This window comes from Thalassovita gelatinovora (assembly GCF_001458355.1).
Taxonomy (GTDB): domain Bacteria; phylum Pseudomonadota; class Alphaproteobacteria; order Rhodobacterales; family Rhodobacteraceae; genus Thalassobius; species Thalassobius gelatinovorus.
In genome coordinates this window covers 35219-54255 of the sequence record NZ_CYSA01000007.1, presented here as the reverse complement: position 1 = coordinate 54255, position 19037 = coordinate 35219, and the positions used below count along the sequence as shown (strand labels likewise).

The window sequence follows — 19037 nt, the reverse complement described above, 5'->3', positions numbered from 1 at the left end:
CGGGCGGATTAGCGTTCCAACAATACCTGAACGGTGTCCTGCGACCAACCGTGAACCATGCAATGGGAGCGGACGAACACTTCGTGGGTGCCGTCCGGCACCATCACATTCATCAGCGACCTGGTGAAAGGCTGTTCATCCATATGCGGATGCATCAGTTTGCGAATGCCAAGCCGGTTTCCGTCAGCATCCAGAACTTCCCAAGCATCGGCGAAATGATCCCACCCGGTGTCCGGGTGCTGCATCGTCACATCGATACGCCAGCCCATACCGACGCGGGACGTTTCGACCGCAAGGATTTCCGGGATTTCGGCCAAGGCGGCAGAGGCGGACAGCACCGAGGCTGTCAGGAGTGCGAAAAGCTTTATCATGGTGCCAGTTTAGCACTGCGCTTTGTCAGGTGGAGTCACGACTGCGTGTGCCCTATTTGATCGTCGTTCTGTACCAGAATCGAGCGGGATTTCGATGCGAATTCCCGCCGCCACAACACCGCGAAAGTTACCACGATCGCTACGATTAAGGCCGTCGCCCCAAGCAGCCAGGCGGAGCTGGCCAAAGCGAAATAGATCGAACGCAGCCCCTGATTGTAGCTGCGCGCGGCGGTGATATTGATTTCTGCTGCCTTTATCGCACGCGGCATGGCAACCGAATCTTCGGCATCGTTGGGCACCGCGCCCATCAGTACCGCACAATAGCCGAACAACCGGTGCGACCAGACGAATTTCAGGAACGCATTGGTCAGCAGCAGCAGCGATACCAACAACTTGACCTCCCAGACCAGCTTGGGATCGGCGCTGAGCGTCAGATCCTTGGCCACATCAGCAAGCTGGTTGGCGTTGCCGATCGCCGCCAGCGCCCCGCCGATGGCGATCAGCGAAGCGGAGGCGAAAAAAGAGGTGCTCTGACGCAGGGTCGACAGGGTTTGGGCATCGAAGATGCGCGGCTGTCGGGTGACCATCTGGCGCATCCATTCGCGTCGGTATTCCGCCATAAGCACCGAAACCGACGGTCGTTTGCGAGTTGGATTCTGGATCAGCCAGCCGATGATGATCCAAGCCAGAAACAACAGCGTAACTGCGGCGAAATCCAAGGCAGTGAACAGAGTCAGGCTGTCGGTGATCGCCATGGTTCAGAACGGTTGCACGACGACGGTCCACAGCACCGCGATCACGCCAAAGACGCTGATTTCATTGAAAATGCGCAGGAACATGTCACTTTCGCGGAATACCCCCTTGCGCGCGGCCATGACCATTTTACCGGTCCAAGCGTAATGAACCGCCAGCGCCGAAACCAGTCCCAGCTTCAACCAGACCCAGCCGGGAAAGCCCAAGTTCCAGCCCAGCCAGAGCCCGGTTGCCAGCGCGATGAGTGCCAACCCGGTGGAAAACCGATACAGCCGGATCGTCAGGTCGCCCAAAGGTCCGAATTCGCCCAGCCGGTCATATTCGCGTTTCCAGAAAATCAATGCCCGCGGCACCGCGAAGATGCTGGTCATCCATCCCATGACGCTTAGAATATGTATGATTTTTATCCAGTCCATGTGCTCTTACTGCCCGTCCGGACAGGTTTTCGCAAGTCAGTGACGTGACGGGGGTTGCGAAAAGAATTGCGGCCCTATCGATTTGGTTATAATACTTTACCAATTATAGGAGGTGCGTCATGCAGATGCCCGAACCCAATGCAAAAATACTAGCGTTGAAGCCGGTATTGGTAAAACGTCTGTTACAGGTCCTGCCTGCCGTCGCAGTGATTCATGAAGAGGCGGAAACCCGTGCTTATGAATGCGACGCGCTGACGGCGTATCGCTGTCCGCCGCTGGTGGCTGTGCTTCCCGCGAATACTAATGAGGTGTCTGCGGTATTGTCCATCTGCCATGAACTGGGCGTTCCGGTGGTGCCACGCGGATCGGGTACATCGCTTGCCGGGGGGGCGCTGCCCACCGCCGACTGTGTGATCCTAGGCGTGTCACGGATGAACGAGGTGTTGGAGACCGATTACGACAACCGTTTCATCAAGGTACAGTCAGGGCGCACCAATCTGAGCGTGACCGGGGCGGTGGAAGAAGAAGATTTCTTCTATGCTCCCGATCCGTCCTCCCAGTTGGCCTGTGCAATCGCTGGCAATGTGGCGATGAATTCAGGCGGGGCGCATTGCCTGAAATACGGCGTGACCACCAATAACCTGATGGGCGTGACCATGGTTTTGATGGATGGAGCGGTGGTCGAACTGGGCGGTGCGCATCTGGATGCCGGTGGAATTGATTTGTTGGGCGTGATATGCGGATCCGAAGGCCAACTTGGCGTGGTAACTGAAGCCACCCTGCGCATCCTGCACAAACCCGAAGGCGCACGGCCTGTCCTGATGGGCTTTGACAGCAATGAAGTCGCGGGTGAATGCGTTAGTGAAATCATTCAGGCGGGGCTGTTGCCGGTGGCAATCGAATTCATGGATCGCCCCTGCATCCGCGCTACCGAAGCCTTTGCCGGGGCGGGCTATCCCGATTGTGAAGCTTTGCTGATTGTCGAGGTCGAAGGATCCGAGGGCGAAATCGAAGAACAGTTGGAAAAGATTCTGGCGATTGCTCGCAGCCACAACCCGGTCGAACTGCGCGAAAGCACCAGCGCGGAAGAAAGCGCTCGCATCTGGCTGGGTCGAAAATCGGCCTTTGGCGCGATGGGGCAAATCAACGATTACATGTGTCTCGACGGTACCATCCCGGTGAACCAGTTGCCCTATGTGCTGCGCCGGATCGGCGAGATGAGCAAGCAATACGGTCTGGGTGTCGGTAATGTGTTTCATGCCGGGGACGGCAACATGCATCCGCTGATCCTGTTTGATGCCAATAAACCCGGCGATCTGGAACTGTGCGAACGGTTCGGGGCGGATATCCTGAAACTGTGCGTTGAAGTGGGCGGGTGCCTGACCGGCGAACACGGGGTCGGCATCGAAAAGCGCGACCTAATGGTGGATCAGTTCGATCCTGACGATCTGGATATCCAGATGGCGGTGAAAGATGCGTTCGATCCCGCCTGGTTGCTGAACCCGGCGAAAGTGTTTCCTTTGGCGGCAAGCGAGAGGCGCAGGATTGCGGCCGAATAGGGGGCGTTGTCCCCTGCGCGCGACGTGTGCATTCCCCCTAGGATATTTTTGAACAGAAGAAGATGATGACACCACAGACAGAGGCCGAACTGGCAGAAATGATTGCAAGCGCTACGGGGCCGTTACGCGTTCATGGCGGCGGCACCCGGCCTATCGGAGGCCCGGTGGAAGGCGCAGTTCTGGAAACCGGAGGGATGCGCGGAATCCATCTTTATGAACCCGGGGCGCTGACGCTGGTGGCCGGGGCGGGTACACCGCTTTCCGAGGTCGAGGCGGCACTGGACGCAGAGGGCCAGAGGTTGCCGTTTGAGCCGATGGATCATCGCGCTCTGCTGGGGACTACGGGCACACCGACGGTTGGCGGCATGGCGGCGGCGAACGTATCGGGATCGCGGCGTATACAAGTCGGAGCCTGCCGCGATTTCATGCTGGGGGTGCGTTTTGTCGATGGCATGGGCCGGGTGTTGAAAAATGGGGGCCGAGTGATGAAGAACGTCACCGGCTATGATCTGGTCAAACTGATGGCTGGGTCTTTCGGGACTCTGGGCGTGTTGAGCGAGGTCAGTTTCAAGGTGCTGCCCAAGCCGGAAACCAGCGCGGTGATCCAGATTGGCGGGTTGAGTGATGCGCGTGCTGTCGAAGCGATGGCGGCGGCGTTGGGATCGCCCTTTGACGTGACCGGGGCGGCGCATATGCCGAAAGGTCAGGGCGGAGTACCGATCACCATGATCCGGATTGAGGGGTTCGAGAAATCGGTGACCTACCGGGCAGAACAGTTGAAGTCACGCCTGTCGATCTTTGGCGAGATCGCAGTGGAAACGCAGGCGGAGAAGGTCGCGGCGGATTGGCAGTGGCTGCGCGATGTTGAAGCCTTTGCCGATCAGCCCGGTGATGTCTGGCGCATTTCGGTAAAGCCTTCTGATGGTCCGCGCGTCGGCGCGGCGTTGCAGGCAGAGCAAATGCTTTATGACTGGGGCGGCGGGTTGATCTGGGCGCTGGTCGCACCGGGGCGCGATATTCGCCCCGCAATGGCAGGGATCGGCGGACATGCGACGCTGGTCCGGGCCGACGAAGCGACCCGTGCGACAATTCCGGCCTTTCAACCTGAACCGGCACCGGTAGCAGCGCTGAGCCGGGGAGTGCGGGCGAAATTCGATCCGCGTGGGATTCTCAATCCGGGACTGATGGGATAAGAGATGCAGACCAATTTCACCGAAGATCAATTGCGGGACCCCGGTATCGAACGGGCCAATGAAATCTTGCGCGCTTGTGTGCATTGCGGGTTTTGCACCGCGACCTGTCCGACCTATCAGGTGCTGGGCGACGAATTGGACAGCCCGCGTGGGCGAATCTACCAGATTAAGGATATGTTGGAAAACGAACGCGTGCCGGATGCCAAGACGGTCATGCATATCGACCGCTGCCTCAGTTGTCTGGCCTGTATGACGACATGCCCGTCGGGGGTGCATTACATGCATCTGGTCGATCACGCGCGCGACTATATCGAACAGAAATACAAACGTCCCTTCAGCGACCGTGCCCTGCGTTGGATACTGGCGCGTATCTTGCCCTATCCCAGCCGGTTTCGGTTGGCGCTTCTCGGGGCGAAGATCGGCCGGCCTTTCGCGTTTTTGATGCCGGATGCGCGGCTGAAAGCAATGTTGGAAATGGCGCCGAAACGAATCCCACCGGTCAGCCGCAATGACGATCCACAAAGCTTTGCTGCCGAAATCCCACGCCGTAAGCGGGTGGCGCTGATGACGGGTTGCGCGCAAAAGGCGCTGAATACCGATATCAACGATGCCACTATCCGGCTACTGAAACGGCTGGGCTGCGAGGTGGTGATTGCCGAAGGGGCGGGCTGTTGTGGGGCGCTGACCCATCACATGGGGAAAACCGGTGAAAGCCATGCCTCGGCGGCCAAAAATATCCGCGCCTGGGTGGCCGAAATGGACGGCGATGGGTTGGACGCCATTGTCATCAATACCTCAGGCTGCGGCACCACGGTGAAGGATTACGGTCACATGTTCCGCAACGATCCCTTGGCCGAACAGGCCGCACGGGTGGCGGCGATTGCAATGGACGTGTCCGAAGTTCTGATGCAACTGGATCTGCCGGAAGGGGCGGATAAGGGGCTGACCGTGGCCTACCACGCCGCCTGTTCGTTGCAGCATGGGCAGAAGATCAAGACCTTTCCCAAGGATCTGCTGAAAAGGTCCGGGTTCAAGGTGGTGGAACCAGCTGATAGTCATTTGTGCTGTGGGTCGGCGGGGACCTACAACCTGATGCAGCCGGAAATTTCCAAGCAGTTGAAGGATCGCAAGCTGCGCACCTTGCAGGCCAAGAATCCCGATATCATCGCCGCAGGCAATATCGGCTGCATGATGCAGATCGGATCGGGCAGCGACGTGCCGGTGGTGCATACGGTTGAATTGCTGGACTGGGCCACCGGAGGACCGCAGCCTCCGGCGCTGAAAGATATCTGATGGGACAGGATGTCGCGAAGCGGGGTCTGTGTCATCGCCTGCCGTGCCGCATTTCCGTGGGGTCCGGTAAAAATGATGCCCTATTTTCGACAAATCTGCCGTTTATCCAATCATGAGATCGTGACTGGAAGGAACGCTCATGCTGCGGCGAGTTTTGATTTTTCTGTGCCTGACCCTGAGCGCTACAAGTGCGATATCAGAAAACAGTGCTTTGCGGCGACTGGATACTGGAGAAGACGGAAAAGGCTGGGAAGGGGTTGGGCGGCTTGATCTGGCCGGTCGTGGGTTTTGCACTGGGGCGCTGATTGCGCCTGATCTGGTGCTGACTGCGGCGCATTGCCTGTTTGACCGCGAAACCGGCGAAAAGGTTGATTATAGCCGGATCGAATTTCAGGCTGGGATGCGCAATGGCCGGGCCGAAGCCTATCGTTGGGTCCGGCGCGCGGTGGTGCATCCGTCCTATCATTTTGACGGTCCGGTTTCGGCCGACCGGGTGCGCAATGATCTGGCGTTGTTGGAACTGGCGCAACCGATCCGAAACGGCAGCGTGATCCCGTTCGATGTGGCACGCGCCGTGGGTGCTGGGGACCAAGTCGGCGTTGTGTCTTATGCCCACGACCGTGCCGAAGCCCCGTCGATGCAGGACATCTGTTCGGTGACCGGGCGACAGCAAGGGATTTTGGTCATGTCTTGCGATGTCGATTTCGGCGCGTCGGGATCGCCGGTGTTCAGTTTTGACGGAGGCCGTACGCAGATCGTGTCGGTTATTTCGGCCAAGGCCCATGTCGATGGCGAACGGGTGGCGCTGGGCAGTCAATTAGACGGCTCCGTCGACCTGCTGCGCAACCAGCTTGCTGCGGGCGTTGGGGTATTGAAATCCACTTTATCCCAAGCGCGGCGCGTGCGTGTGGGCGCGGCGCGAAATGCGTCGGGTGCCAAATTCCTTAAACAATGAAACGATCCGGCATCATAGCGATTCTGATCATTCTGGTGCTTGTGCTGCCTGCCACAGCGGATGGGCTGCGGCGGTTGACGGATCGCGAAGACTTGCTGGGATGGGAAGCGGTCGGTCGTCTGGATCTGGATGGCAGGGGGTTTTGCACCGGTACCCTGATCGCGCCCGATCTGGTGCTGACTGCGGCGCATTGCGTTTATGACGGAAATATCAGGGATTTGCGCCCTGCGGACAAGATCATGTTCCGGGCCGGATTGCGCGACGGGGTGGCGATTGCTGAACGACGCGGATTACAGATCGCAGCGCATCCGGATTATGATCCGGAGCAACCGCCGAGTGTTGAAAACATTCGCTATGATGTCGCGCTGATCCGGTTGTCCGAACCGATTACCAGCCGGGATGCCGATCCATTTGTAATTCATTCCGGTCAGAATGCCGGTAATCAGATTTCGGTGGCGTCCTATGGGGTAAATCGGGCCGAAGCCCTGTCGCGGCAGCGCAAATGTACGCTGCTGGCCGAAAGAAACGAAGTCATCGCCTTTGATTGCAACGTGACCTTTGGATCGTCCGGCGCACCGGTTTTCGTCCGGGTGGGCGGGCGTGGGCGTATCCTGTCGCTGGTGTCGGCTGGCGGGAACTTCGACGGCAAAAAGGTGGGGTTCGGCATGGTGCTGCCGCAGCGGATTGCAGAACTAAAGGCGCAATTGCGGCGCAACCCGGTCACAGCCCCTGACCGGCGCATCAAGCGGTTGGCGCCCGGGGCCGGGCGCAACAGCACAGGGGCGCGTTTTGTCCGTCCCGGCGGGGGTTGAAACGCTCATTTAAACCCCCCACATGATCTTTATCGGGGCGCCACCTTGGGTCCCGCTGAATTTGCCTGTCCAGTTGGAAGGCACCAATCAGGTATCGCTCAGATGGAGGATCGCCCTATGCGTAGTTTTGATTTTGCACCGCTTTATCGCGCCAGCGTCGGTTTCGACCAGATCGCCGACATGATGGACCGCGTTTTTACCAACGAAGCCCCACAGCCAAGTTATCCCCCCTATAACATAGAAAAGATTGACGAAAACGCTTACCGTATTTCGATCGCGGTGGCAGGGTTTTCGGACGTCGACCTATCGGTCGAAGTGAAGGAAAGTGCCCTGATCGTCGCCGCCCGCAAAGCCGAGGAAGACAAGGAGCATGTCTATCTGCATCGCGGTATTGCAACCCGTGCCTTTGAGCGCCGCTTCACACTGGCTGATCATGTGCGCGTGACCGGGGCAACCCATGCCGATGGCATGCTGCATATCGATCTGGTCCGGGAAATGCCCGAAACGCTGAAACCGCGCCGGGTTGAAATCGCCAGCGGTCAAACGGTCGAAAAGGATATCGTGGACGCCAAAGCCGTCAACTGAGACTTGCGCGAAATTGGATAAAGGGCGGGCCAAGGCCCGCCCTTTTCAGCTCAGCTCCTCATGGGTTGGCAGTACCTCAAGTACGATACTGCCTTTACGGTGGCGGCTTTCCACTACCCCGTAGGCCGCCGCGATGTTGACGAGATCAAAACGCTGATCGACCACTGGGCGGAGCGCCCCAGTTTCGATCAGATTTGCTAATTCCAACAAATCCGTTTTGTGATCCCCGTTCACGCCGATCCCGATTTGCGGACCACCTGTCAACTTGGCCCTCAGTGCTTGCCACACCTCACGGAAGTTAAACGTCAGAGGGATGAAAAGGCCGGTTGGTTTCAACAAGGCTTTGACCTCAGGAAATTTGGCATTGCCCGCCGGATCAAAGACCAGATCGAAATCACGCCCCGCATCGTTGAGCTGCTGAACCGTGTAATCAAGTACCTGATCCGCCCCCAGATCGCGCAGCAGGTCCAGCTTGGCGGTGCTGGCCATGGCGGTCACTTCGGCCCCCATCGCTTTGGCGATCTGCACAGCGTAGACACCGACACCCCCCGAAGCCCCCAGGATCAGCACTTTGTGACCCGGCTTCAGCTTCGCGAAGTCGCGCAGGAAAACCAGAGACGACAGCCCACCAAAGGGCATGGCCGCCGCTTCGGCGTGGCTAAGCCGCGCAGGTTTTTTTGTCACGCAACCCTTGGCTGGAATTGTCAGATATTCAGCATGGGCCCCCAGTCCGGCAAAGCCGAAGACCGGATCGCCCGGAGCAAAGTCACAGACATCCGTCCCGGTTTCCATCACAGTGCCGGAAAATTCGCCGCCCAGCACCTTTTTGCGCGGGCGGAACAGGCCGAACATCAAACGTCCGGGCAACCACATACCACCCGGAAAGGCAGAGGCCCGCAGGCGCCAATCCGCGGTGGTGACGGTCGCGGTATGCACCTTGATCAGAAGGTCGGATTTGCCCGGAATCGGACGGGGTAATTCGGCAGGCTGGACGTTCTCTGCTGGACCGTAACGGTGATAGGTCATCGCTTTCATGATAAATTCCTTGGTGTCTGAATTCTTGATGCAGAAGATACCTGTTCGGGAAATTTGGGTGAATTGCCGAAATCAGTGTGGGTTTCATGCATATTTGTATGGATTGCGGCCGCGCATAACCGGCCCGGCTACGCTGGCGTTTACCCTATCCGCGCGAGCCCGGAATCAGACAATGACCGCGGAGAAATATCTAATTTTTTTATGGATTGAGGTGGGTGGGTCCTGACAGATTGGCATGATATCTAAGCGTCTGTCGCGGGATCACAAATCATGTCAACTATATTGACTTAGTCTATTGGCGCGAGCATTCTCGCGCGCCTAGGAGTCCCCGCCATGTCGCTGGATCAGTTTTTCGCCACCCGTATCTCCCGTATGATAGCATCAGAAATCCGCGAACTTCTGAAGCTGCTGGATCAACCAGATGTCATTTCGTTTGCTGGTGGTATTCCTGATCCGGCAATGTTCCCTGCGGCGGCATTCCGAGATGCGATGACGCGGGCGTTAAGCGACGGTCAACAGGCACAGTCGCTGCAATATTCGACCTCCGAAGGCTACCCACCGCTGCGCCGCTGGATCGCGGATCATATGCGTGGGCTGGGGATCGACTGCGATGAAGACAACATTCAGATCACTTCGGGATCGCAGCAGGCGCTGGACTATCTGGGCAAATTGTTTTTGTCCCCGTGCGATACCGCGCTGGTCGGCTGGCCGACCTATTTGGGTGCGTTGGGTGCGTTTAACGCTTATGAGCCTGAGTTCGACCGGTTGGACCCGAATGGAAACCGTTCGGCGAATGACTTCCGCGCTCAGGCCGAAGCCAAGGGCGGGCGGGTGAAATTTGCCTATCTGTCGCCTGATTTTGCCAATCCCACCGGAGTCACACTGACCCGGACAGAACGCGAAAACATATTGCAACTGGCGGAAGATCTGGATTGTGCGGTGATCGAAGATGCCGCTTACCAGTCATTACGCTATGAGGGTGAACCGGTGCCACCCATTCTGGCGCTGGAATACGCGCGCAAGGGCGATATTGAGGCTTGTCGCACGATTTATTGCGGATCTTTTTCCAAAACCCTGTCGCCCGGGCTGCGGGTCGGCTGGGTCTGCGCCGCCAGATCGGTGATCGACCGGTTGGTGTTGCTGAAACAGGCTGGTGATTTGCATACCCCGACCTTGAATCAAGTCGCGATTGCCGAAGTTGCAGCGAACGGATTCGACGATCATATCGCCGCGCTTTGCCGACATTACAGCCACCGGCGCGACCGCATGCTGGCGGCGTTGGAACGGCATATGCCGCCCGGTGTCAGCTGGACCCGGCCCGAAGGTGGCATGTTCGTCTGGTTGACCCTGCCCAAGGGGATGGATGGCGCTGATCTGTTACAGCATGCGTTAAAAACTGAACGCGTGGCTTTCGTACCCGGTGCGGCCTTTTATGCTGATGGATCGGGGCGCAACAGTATGCGGCTGAATTTTTCCAGTCCAGATCCGATGCAGATCGAAGAAGGGATCACGCGGTTGGGCCGGGTTCTGCGGGACTGTTCGACAGGTGGGCAATCCAGTTAAAATTGGACCAATCCTTAAGAGTCTATCGGGCAGTGGAACGCTTTGCATCGCTACCTCGGTCACGGCAGCAGAATAGAATTTGAAAACTTTACCAGTTCAGAAGGCGTATTGCCTGGCCTTTGGCATGGGCAAGCGAAATTCAGATGGCTCCCACTTGCCGTCTATTGGCTTTGGTATAGGCGACGTCGACCAATGATAAAGATATCTGGACTTTTGCGCAGGTCGGGGCAGTAAGGCCAGCACGCCGAAGACCGTTGTTACTAGGGAAGTATAGTAACGAGGTTTTTTGAATGGCACAGATTTCTTTTGCAGGTTTCAGCCCCGATCAGCTGGCAAATACGGATGGAAGTGGTTCCTTTACGACCGGTGACAGTCTGGTGTTGGATTCAGGCTGGAGCAGTTCCGCGAATGCAATCACCTTTGATTTCTACGATTCCGAGGATGCTCTCCTCAATGGGGATCAGACTTCCGATGAAACGGGGGATGACACCAATCAGTATCTGGCCGTCTACGATGAAAACGGAACCCTCACCGGGCGCGGACAAGGTTATGCAGAAGATCGGATCACCCTCAGCGCACCTGATGGCACCAATATCAATGTTTATTCGATAGAAATTAACGGTGTTTTTCAGGGCTATGTCGTCGATGGCCACATAACGCCCGGCGTTCACTATGAAGTCACGTCTATCGAGGATGTCGGCCCGGGCACCGAGCCGAGCTTTCGCGAGATTGATTCCCAAACATACGAATCCGGTGCGGCCAATGAAATGTATGCCAGCGAAGGCGACGAATCGTTGGTTGGCGGAGATAGGCACGACACCATCACCGCAAATGATGGGGACGATACCGTAGATGGCGGTTCCGGCAATGACTCGATTGATGCCGGGAAAGGCGACGATTCCATAGAAGGTGGTGCCGGTACCGATTCGATCGAAGGTGGTGACGGCGATGACATTCTCAGCGGCGGCGCCGAGGACGATACGATCCAAGGTGGCGGTGGCGATGACTCCATCGATGGTGGCGACGGCAACGATCTGATCATGGGCGGTGGCGGTGCCGCCACCACAGGTGGTAGCGGGGGACAGAGCACGTCTTACACCGTGATCAGCCTCGGCACGGCCCGGGACCTGGACCCCGACGAATATCAAAGCCGCGACAATTCGAACTATGGTGCCGAAAACGCTAATTCGGCACTTGGCACTTATGGTTCAGACAGCGATCCACTCACGGATCATTTCGCCGATATGGATGCCCCCAACGCGTCGGCGAACGTGCATGGTGTCCGGGCAGTTGCCACCGACAGCACCAGCGGTTCAGCGGATGCCATTTTCATTAATGGCGAGCAGACCTACATCGACTCGGTTCTGGTCTACGATGCCACGCTTACTTATGCAGACGGGTCCAGCGCCACGATCAGCGCTGTCGTTTTCCAGACCGTTGATGGCGATCTGTTTATGGCTCCGGAATACAATTACAACAGTGATCAGGCCGCGTTGGAAGCCGGACCAATCGATTCCATTACGCTGAATTCGCTGATCTCGGGCAACGATCGCAATTCGATAGATTACCTCGCCCAAAGCCGCTGGGATGCCGAATTCGCCACCGGCATGACCGATGACGATCAGATCGATGGCGGGGCCGGGGATGACACGATCTATGCCGGATCTGGCGACGATACACTGTCAGGCGGCGATGGGGATGATGTGCTGTCGGGAGACGCAGGCAACGATGTACTGTCTGGTGGTACTGGCCAAGACACGCTGTCTGGTGGCGACGGTAATGATACGCTTTCGGGTGACGACGGCAACGATGTGCTGTCAGGGGATGGCGGGAATGATGTTCTGTCTGGCGGCACCGGCCATGATACACTGTCTGGCGGCGACGGTAATGATGCGCTGTCGGGTGGCGACGGCAACGATGTGCTGTCAGGGGATGGCGGGGATGATGCTCTGTCTGGCGGCACCGGCCATGATACGCTGTCGGGTGGCGACGGCAATGATACGCTGTCGGGTGGCGACGGCAATGACACCCTATCGGGTGATGCTGGCAATGACGTGCTGTCGGGTGGCACTGGATACGACACTTTCGTGGCGACGAACGATTCCGGTGACGACACCATTTCGGATTTCAATATGGGGGACGACGATCGCGATGGGTTCACCAACGACCAGCTTGATGTTTCGTCACTGATCGATGCCGATGGCGAAGCGGTCGAAACCTGGGATGTGGTGGTCAGTGACGATGGGTCGGGCAATGCGGTTCTGACCTTCCCGAATGGCGAATCCATGCTGCTGTCTGGCGTCAGCCCGGCATCTGTTTCCAACCCCGGGCAACTTTATGCGATGGGTGTCCCTTGTTTCGTCAAGGGCAGCCTAATTGCTACCCCACGGGGTGAGGTGCCGGTCGAAACGTTGCAAGCGGGCGATTTGGTCAGCTGTGCCGACGGATCGGTGCAACCAATCCTTTGGGCCGGTGGGCGACATCTGGACCGGGATATTCTTGACGCGCACCCGCGTCTGCGCCCGGTCGTGTTCCGGCGCGGTGCGCTGGGCAATGATCGTGAATTGCGTTTGTCGCCGCAGCATGCGGTTCCAGTCCAAACCAAAAACGGGCTGAGACTGGTCCGGGCGATCCATTTGGCCGAACATCGCGACCCGCGTTTCCGCGTGGCGCATGGCACGAAATCGGTGGAGTATCACCACTTGTTGTTGCCGCGGCACGCGCTGCTTTGGACCGATGGAATGCTGGCGGAAAGCATGTGGCCCGGCCCGTTGGCACTGGCGGCGCTGGGACCGCAGGCGCAGATTGAAATCGCAATCGCAGCGCCGCAGCTGATTCCGGCACTGAATGGTGATGTCGCGGTCGAGGGCATCTATGGGTCGCGGGTTTGCCCGCTGCTCAGTGGTCGCAGGGTGCGTTCACTGAAGCAGATCGATACGCCCCGGATTTACGAGTTGGAGCCGGTTTGCTGAACCGGTACCGCTGCTGAATAAAAAACGGGCGGGGTCCATATTGGCCCCGCCCGTTTCGTTTTAAGTCATACCGTTAGACGGTTTGGCCGGATCACACCGACAGGCAAACGTATTTCATTTCCAGAAATTCTTCGATGCCGTGATGGCTGCCTTCGCGGCCAAGCCCGGATTGCTTGACGCCGCCGAAAGGGGCAACCTCGGTCGAAATGATACCGGTGTTGACCCCGACGATGCCATATTCCAGAGCTTCGGCCACCTTGTAGACGCGGCTCAGGTCCTTGGCATAGAAATAGGATGCCAGACCAAAGATGGTGTCATTGGCCATCGCGATCACGTCGTCTTCGTCCTTGAAGGCAAACAGCGGCGCCAGCGGGCCAAAGGTTTCGTCCTGTGCAAAGATCATGTCCTGGGTTGCGCCGGTTACGATGGTCGGCGGCAGGAAATTGCCCGGCCCCTGCATTGGATCGCCACCGCCCAAAATCACTTGCGCCCCTTTGGAGGTGGCGTCAGCGACATGTTCTTGTACCTTCTTGATCGCGTTCTCGTTGATCAGCGGACCAAGATCGGTGCCGGTTTCCAGCCCGTCCCCAATTTTCAGCGCTTCGACGGCCGTTTTCAGCTTTTCGGCAAAGGCATCATAGACGCCTTCCTGCACATAAATCCGGTTGGCACAGACGCAGGTCTGACCATTGTTGCGGAACTTGCACATGATGGCACCCGCGACGGCTTCATCCAGATCGGCATCGTCGAACACGATGAAGGGAGCATTGCCGCCCAGTTCCATCGAACATTTCATCACCTGATCGGCAGCCTGACGCAGCAGGATACGACCGACATTGGTCGAACCGGTGAAGGTGATTTTCCGCACGGTCGGATTTTCGCAGAATTCCTGTCCGGTGCCGGGCGCATCCGTCGTTGGTACGACCGAAAAAATGCCTTTCGGCAAACCGGCGCGTTCCGCCAATACACCAAGCGCCAAAGCAGAAAGCGGGGTCAGTTCCGATGGCCGCGCCACGAAACCACAGCCAGCGGCCAGCGCGGGGGCGGCCTTACGGGTGATCATCGCGTTGGGGAAATTCCATGGTGTGATCGACGCGGCCACCCCGATCGGCTGCTTCAGCACCATGATGCGTTTGTCGCGCTGATGGCCGGGGATGGTTTCGCCGTAAATCCGCTTGGCTTCTTCTGCGAAGAATTCCACGAAGGACGCGCCATAGGCGATCTCGCCCTTCGCTTCGGCCAGCGGCTTGCCTTGTTCGGCGGTCAGGATGGTGGCCAGATCGTCCTGATTTTCCATCATCAGGTCGAACCAGCGACGCAACACGTTGGCGCGTTCTTTGCCGGTCCAGCTGGCCCAGTCCTTTTGCGCCTCGGAGGCTTTGGCAATCGCCAGCGCCACTTGGGCGCGGGTCGGATCGGCGACATTGGCGATCACATCGCCCCGCGCGGGGTTGGTGACCGCATAGGTCGCGCCGGTTTCCGATGCGACCCATTCACCGCCTATATAGGCTTGCTCGGAAAGAAGTGATGGATCCTTCAACAAGGATTTGAGATCGGTTTTTTGATCCAGCATCGGACAGCCCTCCAGTAATTATGCTGGAACAGGCAAATCATCTGGCGCTAGGGTTGTCTAGAGCAAGTACGGGGACAAAGATGGAATTGGACGACGCTTACGCCAATGCGACACATATCGAAAACGGTGCGACCTATCCTGACCGATGGGCCGCCGCTGCCGCCGGATTCCGGGAAGGCATGTTGGAACAGGGCTTGGCCGAACTGGATATTTCTTATGGCGACCGCCCGCGCGAAGTGTTCGATCTGTTCTTGCCGGACGGCCAAGCCAAGGGATTGATGATTTTCGTACATGGCGGTTATTGGTTGCGGTTCGACAAATCCTTTTGGTCGCATCTGGCCGCGGGTGCGTTGGAACAGGGCTGGGCGGTGGCGATGCCGTCATATGATCTGTGCCCCGAAGTGCGGATTGCCGATATCACCCGCCAGATTGCCCACATGATTCCGCAGGCGGCTGCGATGGTTGCCGGTCCGATCGTGCTGGCCGGTCATTCGGCGGGCGGCCATCTGGTGGCGCGGATGGCGATGCCGGGCATGTTGCCGGCAGATGTGGCAATCCGGGTGGCGCGGATCATGCCGATTTCGCCGGTGGCCGATCTCAGGCCGATGGTGAAAACCTCGATGAACGCCGATTTCAAGATGGAAATGGCCGATGCCGCAATGGAAAGCCCGACCCTGATGTTGCCAATGCCGGGCATGGATATTGTGGTCTGGGTCGGGGCGGAGGAACGCCCGGCTTTCCTGGAACAGGCCACCGCGCTGGCCGAGGCCTGGCGCTGTGACTGCGTGGTTGATCCGGGGCGACACCATTTCGATGTAATCGAGGGGTTGGCCGATCCGGCCAGCCGGATGATGAAGCGGTTGCTGCCAGATTGAATTCCGCCCGCTTTCGGCGCGTGTGGGTAATGCAGATGCTTCCGGCGGGAGTATTTCGGGAACGATGAAATGATTAGGCCGAAGGCGGCAGCGCCAACCAGTTGAGCAGGGATTGCAGATTGCTGCCGGCATTGTCCGCCACCCCGCTGGTATAATCCTGAAAGGCGTTAAAATTGGTCGGATTGGTACCGATCAGGACCGGGATATCAGCATCAAGCGCCAAAGCAATGGTATTACGAAAACCGCGACCTTCGGCTTCGTGTTTGCCGAACTTATTGATAATCAGCAGATCGGCGCCCTTTTCAATCTGCTGATCAGTCATGGCGACGGCCTGTTCCAGCGCATGCGGATCAAGCCGGCATCCTTGCGCCGCAGCACCGAGGTTTTGCGAAATGCGGATCACCGGGCCATCGGGTAGAAGTCGCAGATCCATGTCGCATTTATTACCGTCATCGCATTCCTGATCGAACTGCACCGTCCCGGCCAGGCGCAGCCCTTGCGCTGTCAACTGATCCGCCAGCGTCGCCAACAGCCGGTTGGTTGCTCCACGCCCTTCCGTCATGACATAGCCAATCCGCATTCCAGCCCCCTGTTTTTAAGCTTCGGCCAAGCAAAGCGGAGTTCGCTTGCAAGGGCAAGCCCGGCTTTCAGCGTTGTTTCATCGCATTCAGCAGCGCCGCGCCGAGTGCGCCATTCGGGTTGCCGACAGGCGTTGACTTGCCGTGTTGCGGAGCTTTTTTGTGGATCTTGCCGGGTTTCTGGGTGTCGGCACGCGGCTTGGGATCGGGTTTGCCGGCGTCTTTTCGCATCGATAGCCCGATGCGTTTGCGCGGAATATCAATCTCAGTCACCCGGACTTTGACCACGTCGCCAGCTTTCACCACCTCATGCGGATCCTTGACGAAGCGGTCGGCCAATTGGCTGACATGAACCAAACCGTCCTGATGCACCCCGATATCGACGAAGGCCCCGAATGCCGCGACATTGGTCACGGTCCCTTCCAGCAAGAGCCCCGGCTTGAGGTCTTTGATATCCTCGATCCCGTCGGCAAAGCTGGCGGTTTTGAACCCGGGGCGCGGATCGCGGCCGGGTTTTTCCAGTTCCGACAGGATATCGCGCACCGTCGGCAAACCAAACTGATCATCGACGAAATCTTCGGCCTGCACGTTGCGCAGGCGCTGTTCGTCCCCCATCAACGTGCGCAAATCACGGCCGCAGGCCTGCACGATCCGACGTGCGACACCGTAGGCTTCGGGATGCACGGCCGAGGCATCGAGCGGTTCATCGCCATTCGCGATGCGCAGAAATCCCGCGCATTGCTCAAACGCACGAGGTCCAAGCCGGGCGACATTCAGCAACTGCCGACGGGTGCGGAATGCGCCATTGGCGTTGCGGTGGGCCACCACCGCTTCGGCCAGCGCCTCTCCCAGCCCGGAAACCCGAGCCAGCAGCGGGGCCGAGGCCATGTTCAGATCGACACCGACCGCATTTACTGCATCCTCGACCACCGCTTCCAACGCGCGACCCAGCTGATACTGGTCGACATCGTGCTGATACTGACCAACGCCGATGGATTTCGGTTCGATCTTGACCAGTTCGGCCAGCGGATCCTGCAACCGGCGGGCAATCGACACCGCCCCTCGCAAGGATACATCAAGGTCCGGGAATTCCCGCGCCGCCAGTTCTGACGCGGAATAGACCGAGGCACCGGCCTCGCTCACCACCACCTTGGTCGGTTTCGGCCCGGTAATATCCTGCAACAGATCGGCAACCATTTTTTCAGTTTCGCGGCTGGCGGTGCCATTGCCGATGGCGATCAATTCGACCGGGTATTTGCCGATCAATGCGGCCAATGCGGCCTGCGCCCCGCGCAGATCGTTTTTCGGCTGGAACGGATAAATCGTGTCGGTCTCCAGCACCTTACCGGTGGCATCAACCACCGCAACCTTGACCCCGGTACGGATGCCAGGATCGAGCCCGATGGTGCATTTTGCTCCAGCGGGTGCTGCCAGCAACAGATCCTTCAGATTGCGGGCAAAGACCCGGATTGCTTCGTCCTGTGCCCGTTTGCGCAGATCGCCCATCAGGTCGAGCATCATCGTCAGGCTAAGCTTCACCCGCCAGGTCCAGCCAGCCACCTTGCGCAGCCATTGATCGCCGGGGCCTTCGCTCGCAGTCTGCAGAACAGCGGCGACCATCGCTTCGGCCCGGGCGGTTCCGGTTTCTGGATCAGGCGCGATATCGACGCTCAGCACACCTTCGTTGCTGGCCCGCATCATCGCCAAGGCGCGATGACTGGGTACATCGGCCCAAGATTCGGAATGGGTAAAATAGTCGGAAAATTTCGCGCCTTTCTGCTCCTGACCTTCAATTACCTTGGCGCTGAGAATGGCGTCTTTTTGCATGAAATCGCGCAACCGCCCGATCAGCTCCGCGTTTTCGCTCAGGGATTCAGCGACAATGTCACGGGCACCATTCAGCGCATCTTTTACGCTCGGCACCGTCTCGGTGACAAAAGCTTGCGCCAAGGTTTCGGGATCGGCATTGCGATCGGCCAGAATTGCCTCAACCAGCGGGCCTAACCCGTTTTCCCGCGCGATCATCGCTCGGGTCCGGCGCTTGGGCTTGTAAGGCAGATAGAGATCTTCCAACTGCGCCTTGGTATCGGCCTGTGCAATTGCGCGGGCCAGATCCTCGGTTAGCTTGTCCTGATCCTTGATCGATTTCACAATCGTTTCGCGGCGCGCTTCAAGATCACGCAGATAGGTCAAGCGCTCAGACAGCAGACGTAATTGCGAATCGTCCAACCCCCCGGTTGCTTCTTTCCGATACCGCGCCACAAAGGGAACCGTCGCGCCGTCATCCAGCAATTGCACGGCTGCATTCACCTGTTCGGGGCGGGCCGCGATATCGTGGGCGATTGTTTGAAGGATACGATGCGAAGAGGCTTTGGTCATGGGGATCCGAAATCTTGAAGTCAGGGAGAGACACCATAGCCCTCCTTTGATGCCACGCAAGGCGGAAAGCTCCGGCTCCGGCAATAGAAAAGGCCCGGGCGCTTTGCACGCCCGGGCCTGATCAT

The 19037-nt window shown here is 58.3% G+C and carries 16 protein-coding genes; 9 read left to right on the top strand and 7 right to left on the bottom strand.

Going from position 1 to position 19037, the window contains the following annotated elements:
• Positions 1-8 precede the first annotated feature (8 nt).
• Genes TG4357_RS02735 through TG4357_RS02725 form a run of 3 tightly spaced genes read right to left on the bottom strand, consistent with a single transcriptional unit; the run spans position 9 to position 1540 of the window.
• Positions 9-371 carry a hypothetical protein gene (locus tag TG4357_RS02735; RefSeq protein ID WP_058261343.1) on the bottom strand — a complete coding sequence of 121 codons (363 nt, stop codon included), beginning with the start codon at positions 369-371 and terminating at the stop codon, positions 9-11.
• A 35-nt stretch (positions 372-406) separates the two neighbouring features.
• Complete coding sequence (locus TG4357_RS02730) at positions 407-1126, bottom strand: DUF599 domain-containing protein (RefSeq protein ID WP_058261342.1); 720 nt, start codon at positions 1124-1126, stop codon at positions 407-409.
• Between the two features lie 3 nt (positions 1127-1129).
• A complete protein-coding gene (locus tag TG4357_RS02725) occupies positions 1130-1540 on the bottom strand; it encodes a CopD family protein (RefSeq protein WP_058261341.1) in 411 nt (136 codons plus the stop codon).
• A gap of 119 nt (positions 1541-1659) precedes the next feature.
• Between TG4357_RS02725 and TG4357_RS02720 the strand changes: the two genes are divergently transcribed.
• The 6 genes from TG4357_RS02720 to TG4357_RS02695 all read left to right on the top strand — a co-directional run bounded on the left by TG4357_RS02720 (position 1660) and on the right by TG4357_RS02695 (position 7937).
• Positions 1660-3099 (top strand): FAD-linked oxidase C-terminal domain-containing protein, encoded by a 1440-nt coding sequence (locus TG4357_RS02720; protein WP_058261340.1) that lies wholly within the window; start codon positions 1660-1662, stop codon positions 3097-3099.
• Positions 3100-3164: 65 nt separating this feature from the next.
• A complete protein-coding gene (locus TG4357_RS02715) occupies positions 3165-4292 on the top strand; it encodes an FAD-binding protein (protein ID WP_058261528.1) in 1128 nt (375 codons plus the stop codon).
• Positions 4293-4295: 3 nt separating this feature from the next.
• Positions 4296-5585, top strand: coding sequence for a glycolate oxidase subunit GlcF (gene glcF / locus TG4357_RS02710; RefSeq protein ID WP_058261339.1), 1290 nt, complete (start codon positions 4296-4298; stop codon positions 5583-5585).
• 139 nt (positions 5586-5724) lie between these two features.
• On the top strand, positions 5725-6540 hold the full coding sequence (locus TG4357_RS02705) for a trypsin-like serine peptidase (RefSeq protein WP_175473934.1): 816 nt from the start codon (positions 5725-5727) through the stop codon (positions 6538-6540).
• Complete coding sequence (locus TG4357_RS02700; RefSeq protein WP_058261338.1) at positions 6537-7352, top strand: trypsin-like serine peptidase; 816 nt, start codon at positions 6537-6539, stop codon at positions 7350-7352. Before TG4357_RS02705 ends, TG4357_RS02700 begins: the two co-directional genes overlap by 4 nt.
• A 117-nt stretch (positions 7353-7469) precedes the next feature.
• Positions 7470-7937 (top strand): Hsp20 family protein, encoded by a 468-nt coding sequence (locus TG4357_RS02695; RefSeq protein ID WP_058261337.1) that lies wholly within the window; start codon positions 7470-7472, stop codon positions 7935-7937.
• A 45-nt stretch (positions 7938-7982) separates the two neighbouring features.
• Here the strand turns inward: TG4357_RS02695 and TG4357_RS02690 are convergent, their stop codons facing one another.
• Complete coding sequence (locus TG4357_RS02690) at positions 7983-8972, bottom strand: NAD(P)-dependent alcohol dehydrogenase (RefSeq protein WP_058261336.1); 990 nt, start codon at positions 8970-8972, stop codon at positions 7983-7985.
• Positions 8973-9305: 333 nt separating this feature from the next.
• Here TG4357_RS02690 and TG4357_RS02685 point away from each other — a divergent pair, with 333 nt between their 5' ends.
• Together TG4357_RS02685 and TG4357_RS19910 are read left to right on the top strand one after the other, a co-directional pair.
• A complete protein-coding gene (locus TG4357_RS02685) occupies positions 9306-10535 on the top strand; it encodes an aminotransferase-like domain-containing protein (RefSeq protein WP_058261335.1) in 1230 nt (409 codons plus the stop codon).
• Positions 10536-10825: 290 nt separating this feature from the next.
• Entirely contained in the window at positions 10826-13507 is a 2682-nt protein-coding gene (locus TG4357_RS19910; protein WP_058261334.1) for a Hint domain-containing protein, read from the top strand.
• A gap of 91 nt (positions 13508-13598) precedes the next feature.
• Here TG4357_RS19910 and TG4357_RS02675 read toward each other — a convergent pair whose 3' ends face one another.
• The gene (locus TG4357_RS02675; RefSeq protein ID WP_058261333.1) at positions 13599-15080 is read right to left on the bottom strand and encodes an NAD-dependent succinate-semialdehyde dehydrogenase; all 1482 of its coding nucleotides are present in this window, start codon (positions 15078-15080) and stop codon (positions 13599-13601) included.
• Between the two features lie 80 nt (positions 15081-15160).
• Between TG4357_RS02675 and TG4357_RS02670 the strand changes: the two genes are divergently transcribed.
• Positions 15161-15955 (top strand): hormone-sensitive lipase, encoded by a 795-nt coding sequence (locus TG4357_RS02670; protein ID WP_058261332.1) that lies wholly within the window; start codon positions 15161-15163, stop codon positions 15953-15955.
• Between the two features lie 73 nt (positions 15956-16028).
• Here the strand turns inward: TG4357_RS02670 and TG4357_RS02665 are convergent, their stop codons facing one another.
• Positions 16029-16535 (bottom strand): DUF2478 domain-containing protein, encoded by a 507-nt coding sequence (locus tag TG4357_RS02665; RefSeq protein WP_058261331.1) that lies wholly within the window; start codon positions 16533-16535, stop codon positions 16029-16031.
• A gap of 67 nt (positions 16536-16602) precedes the next feature.
• Entirely contained in the window at positions 16603-18912 is a 2310-nt protein-coding gene (locus TG4357_RS02660; protein WP_058261330.1) for a Tex family protein, read from the bottom strand.
• Positions 18913-19037 lie beyond the last annotated feature (125 nt).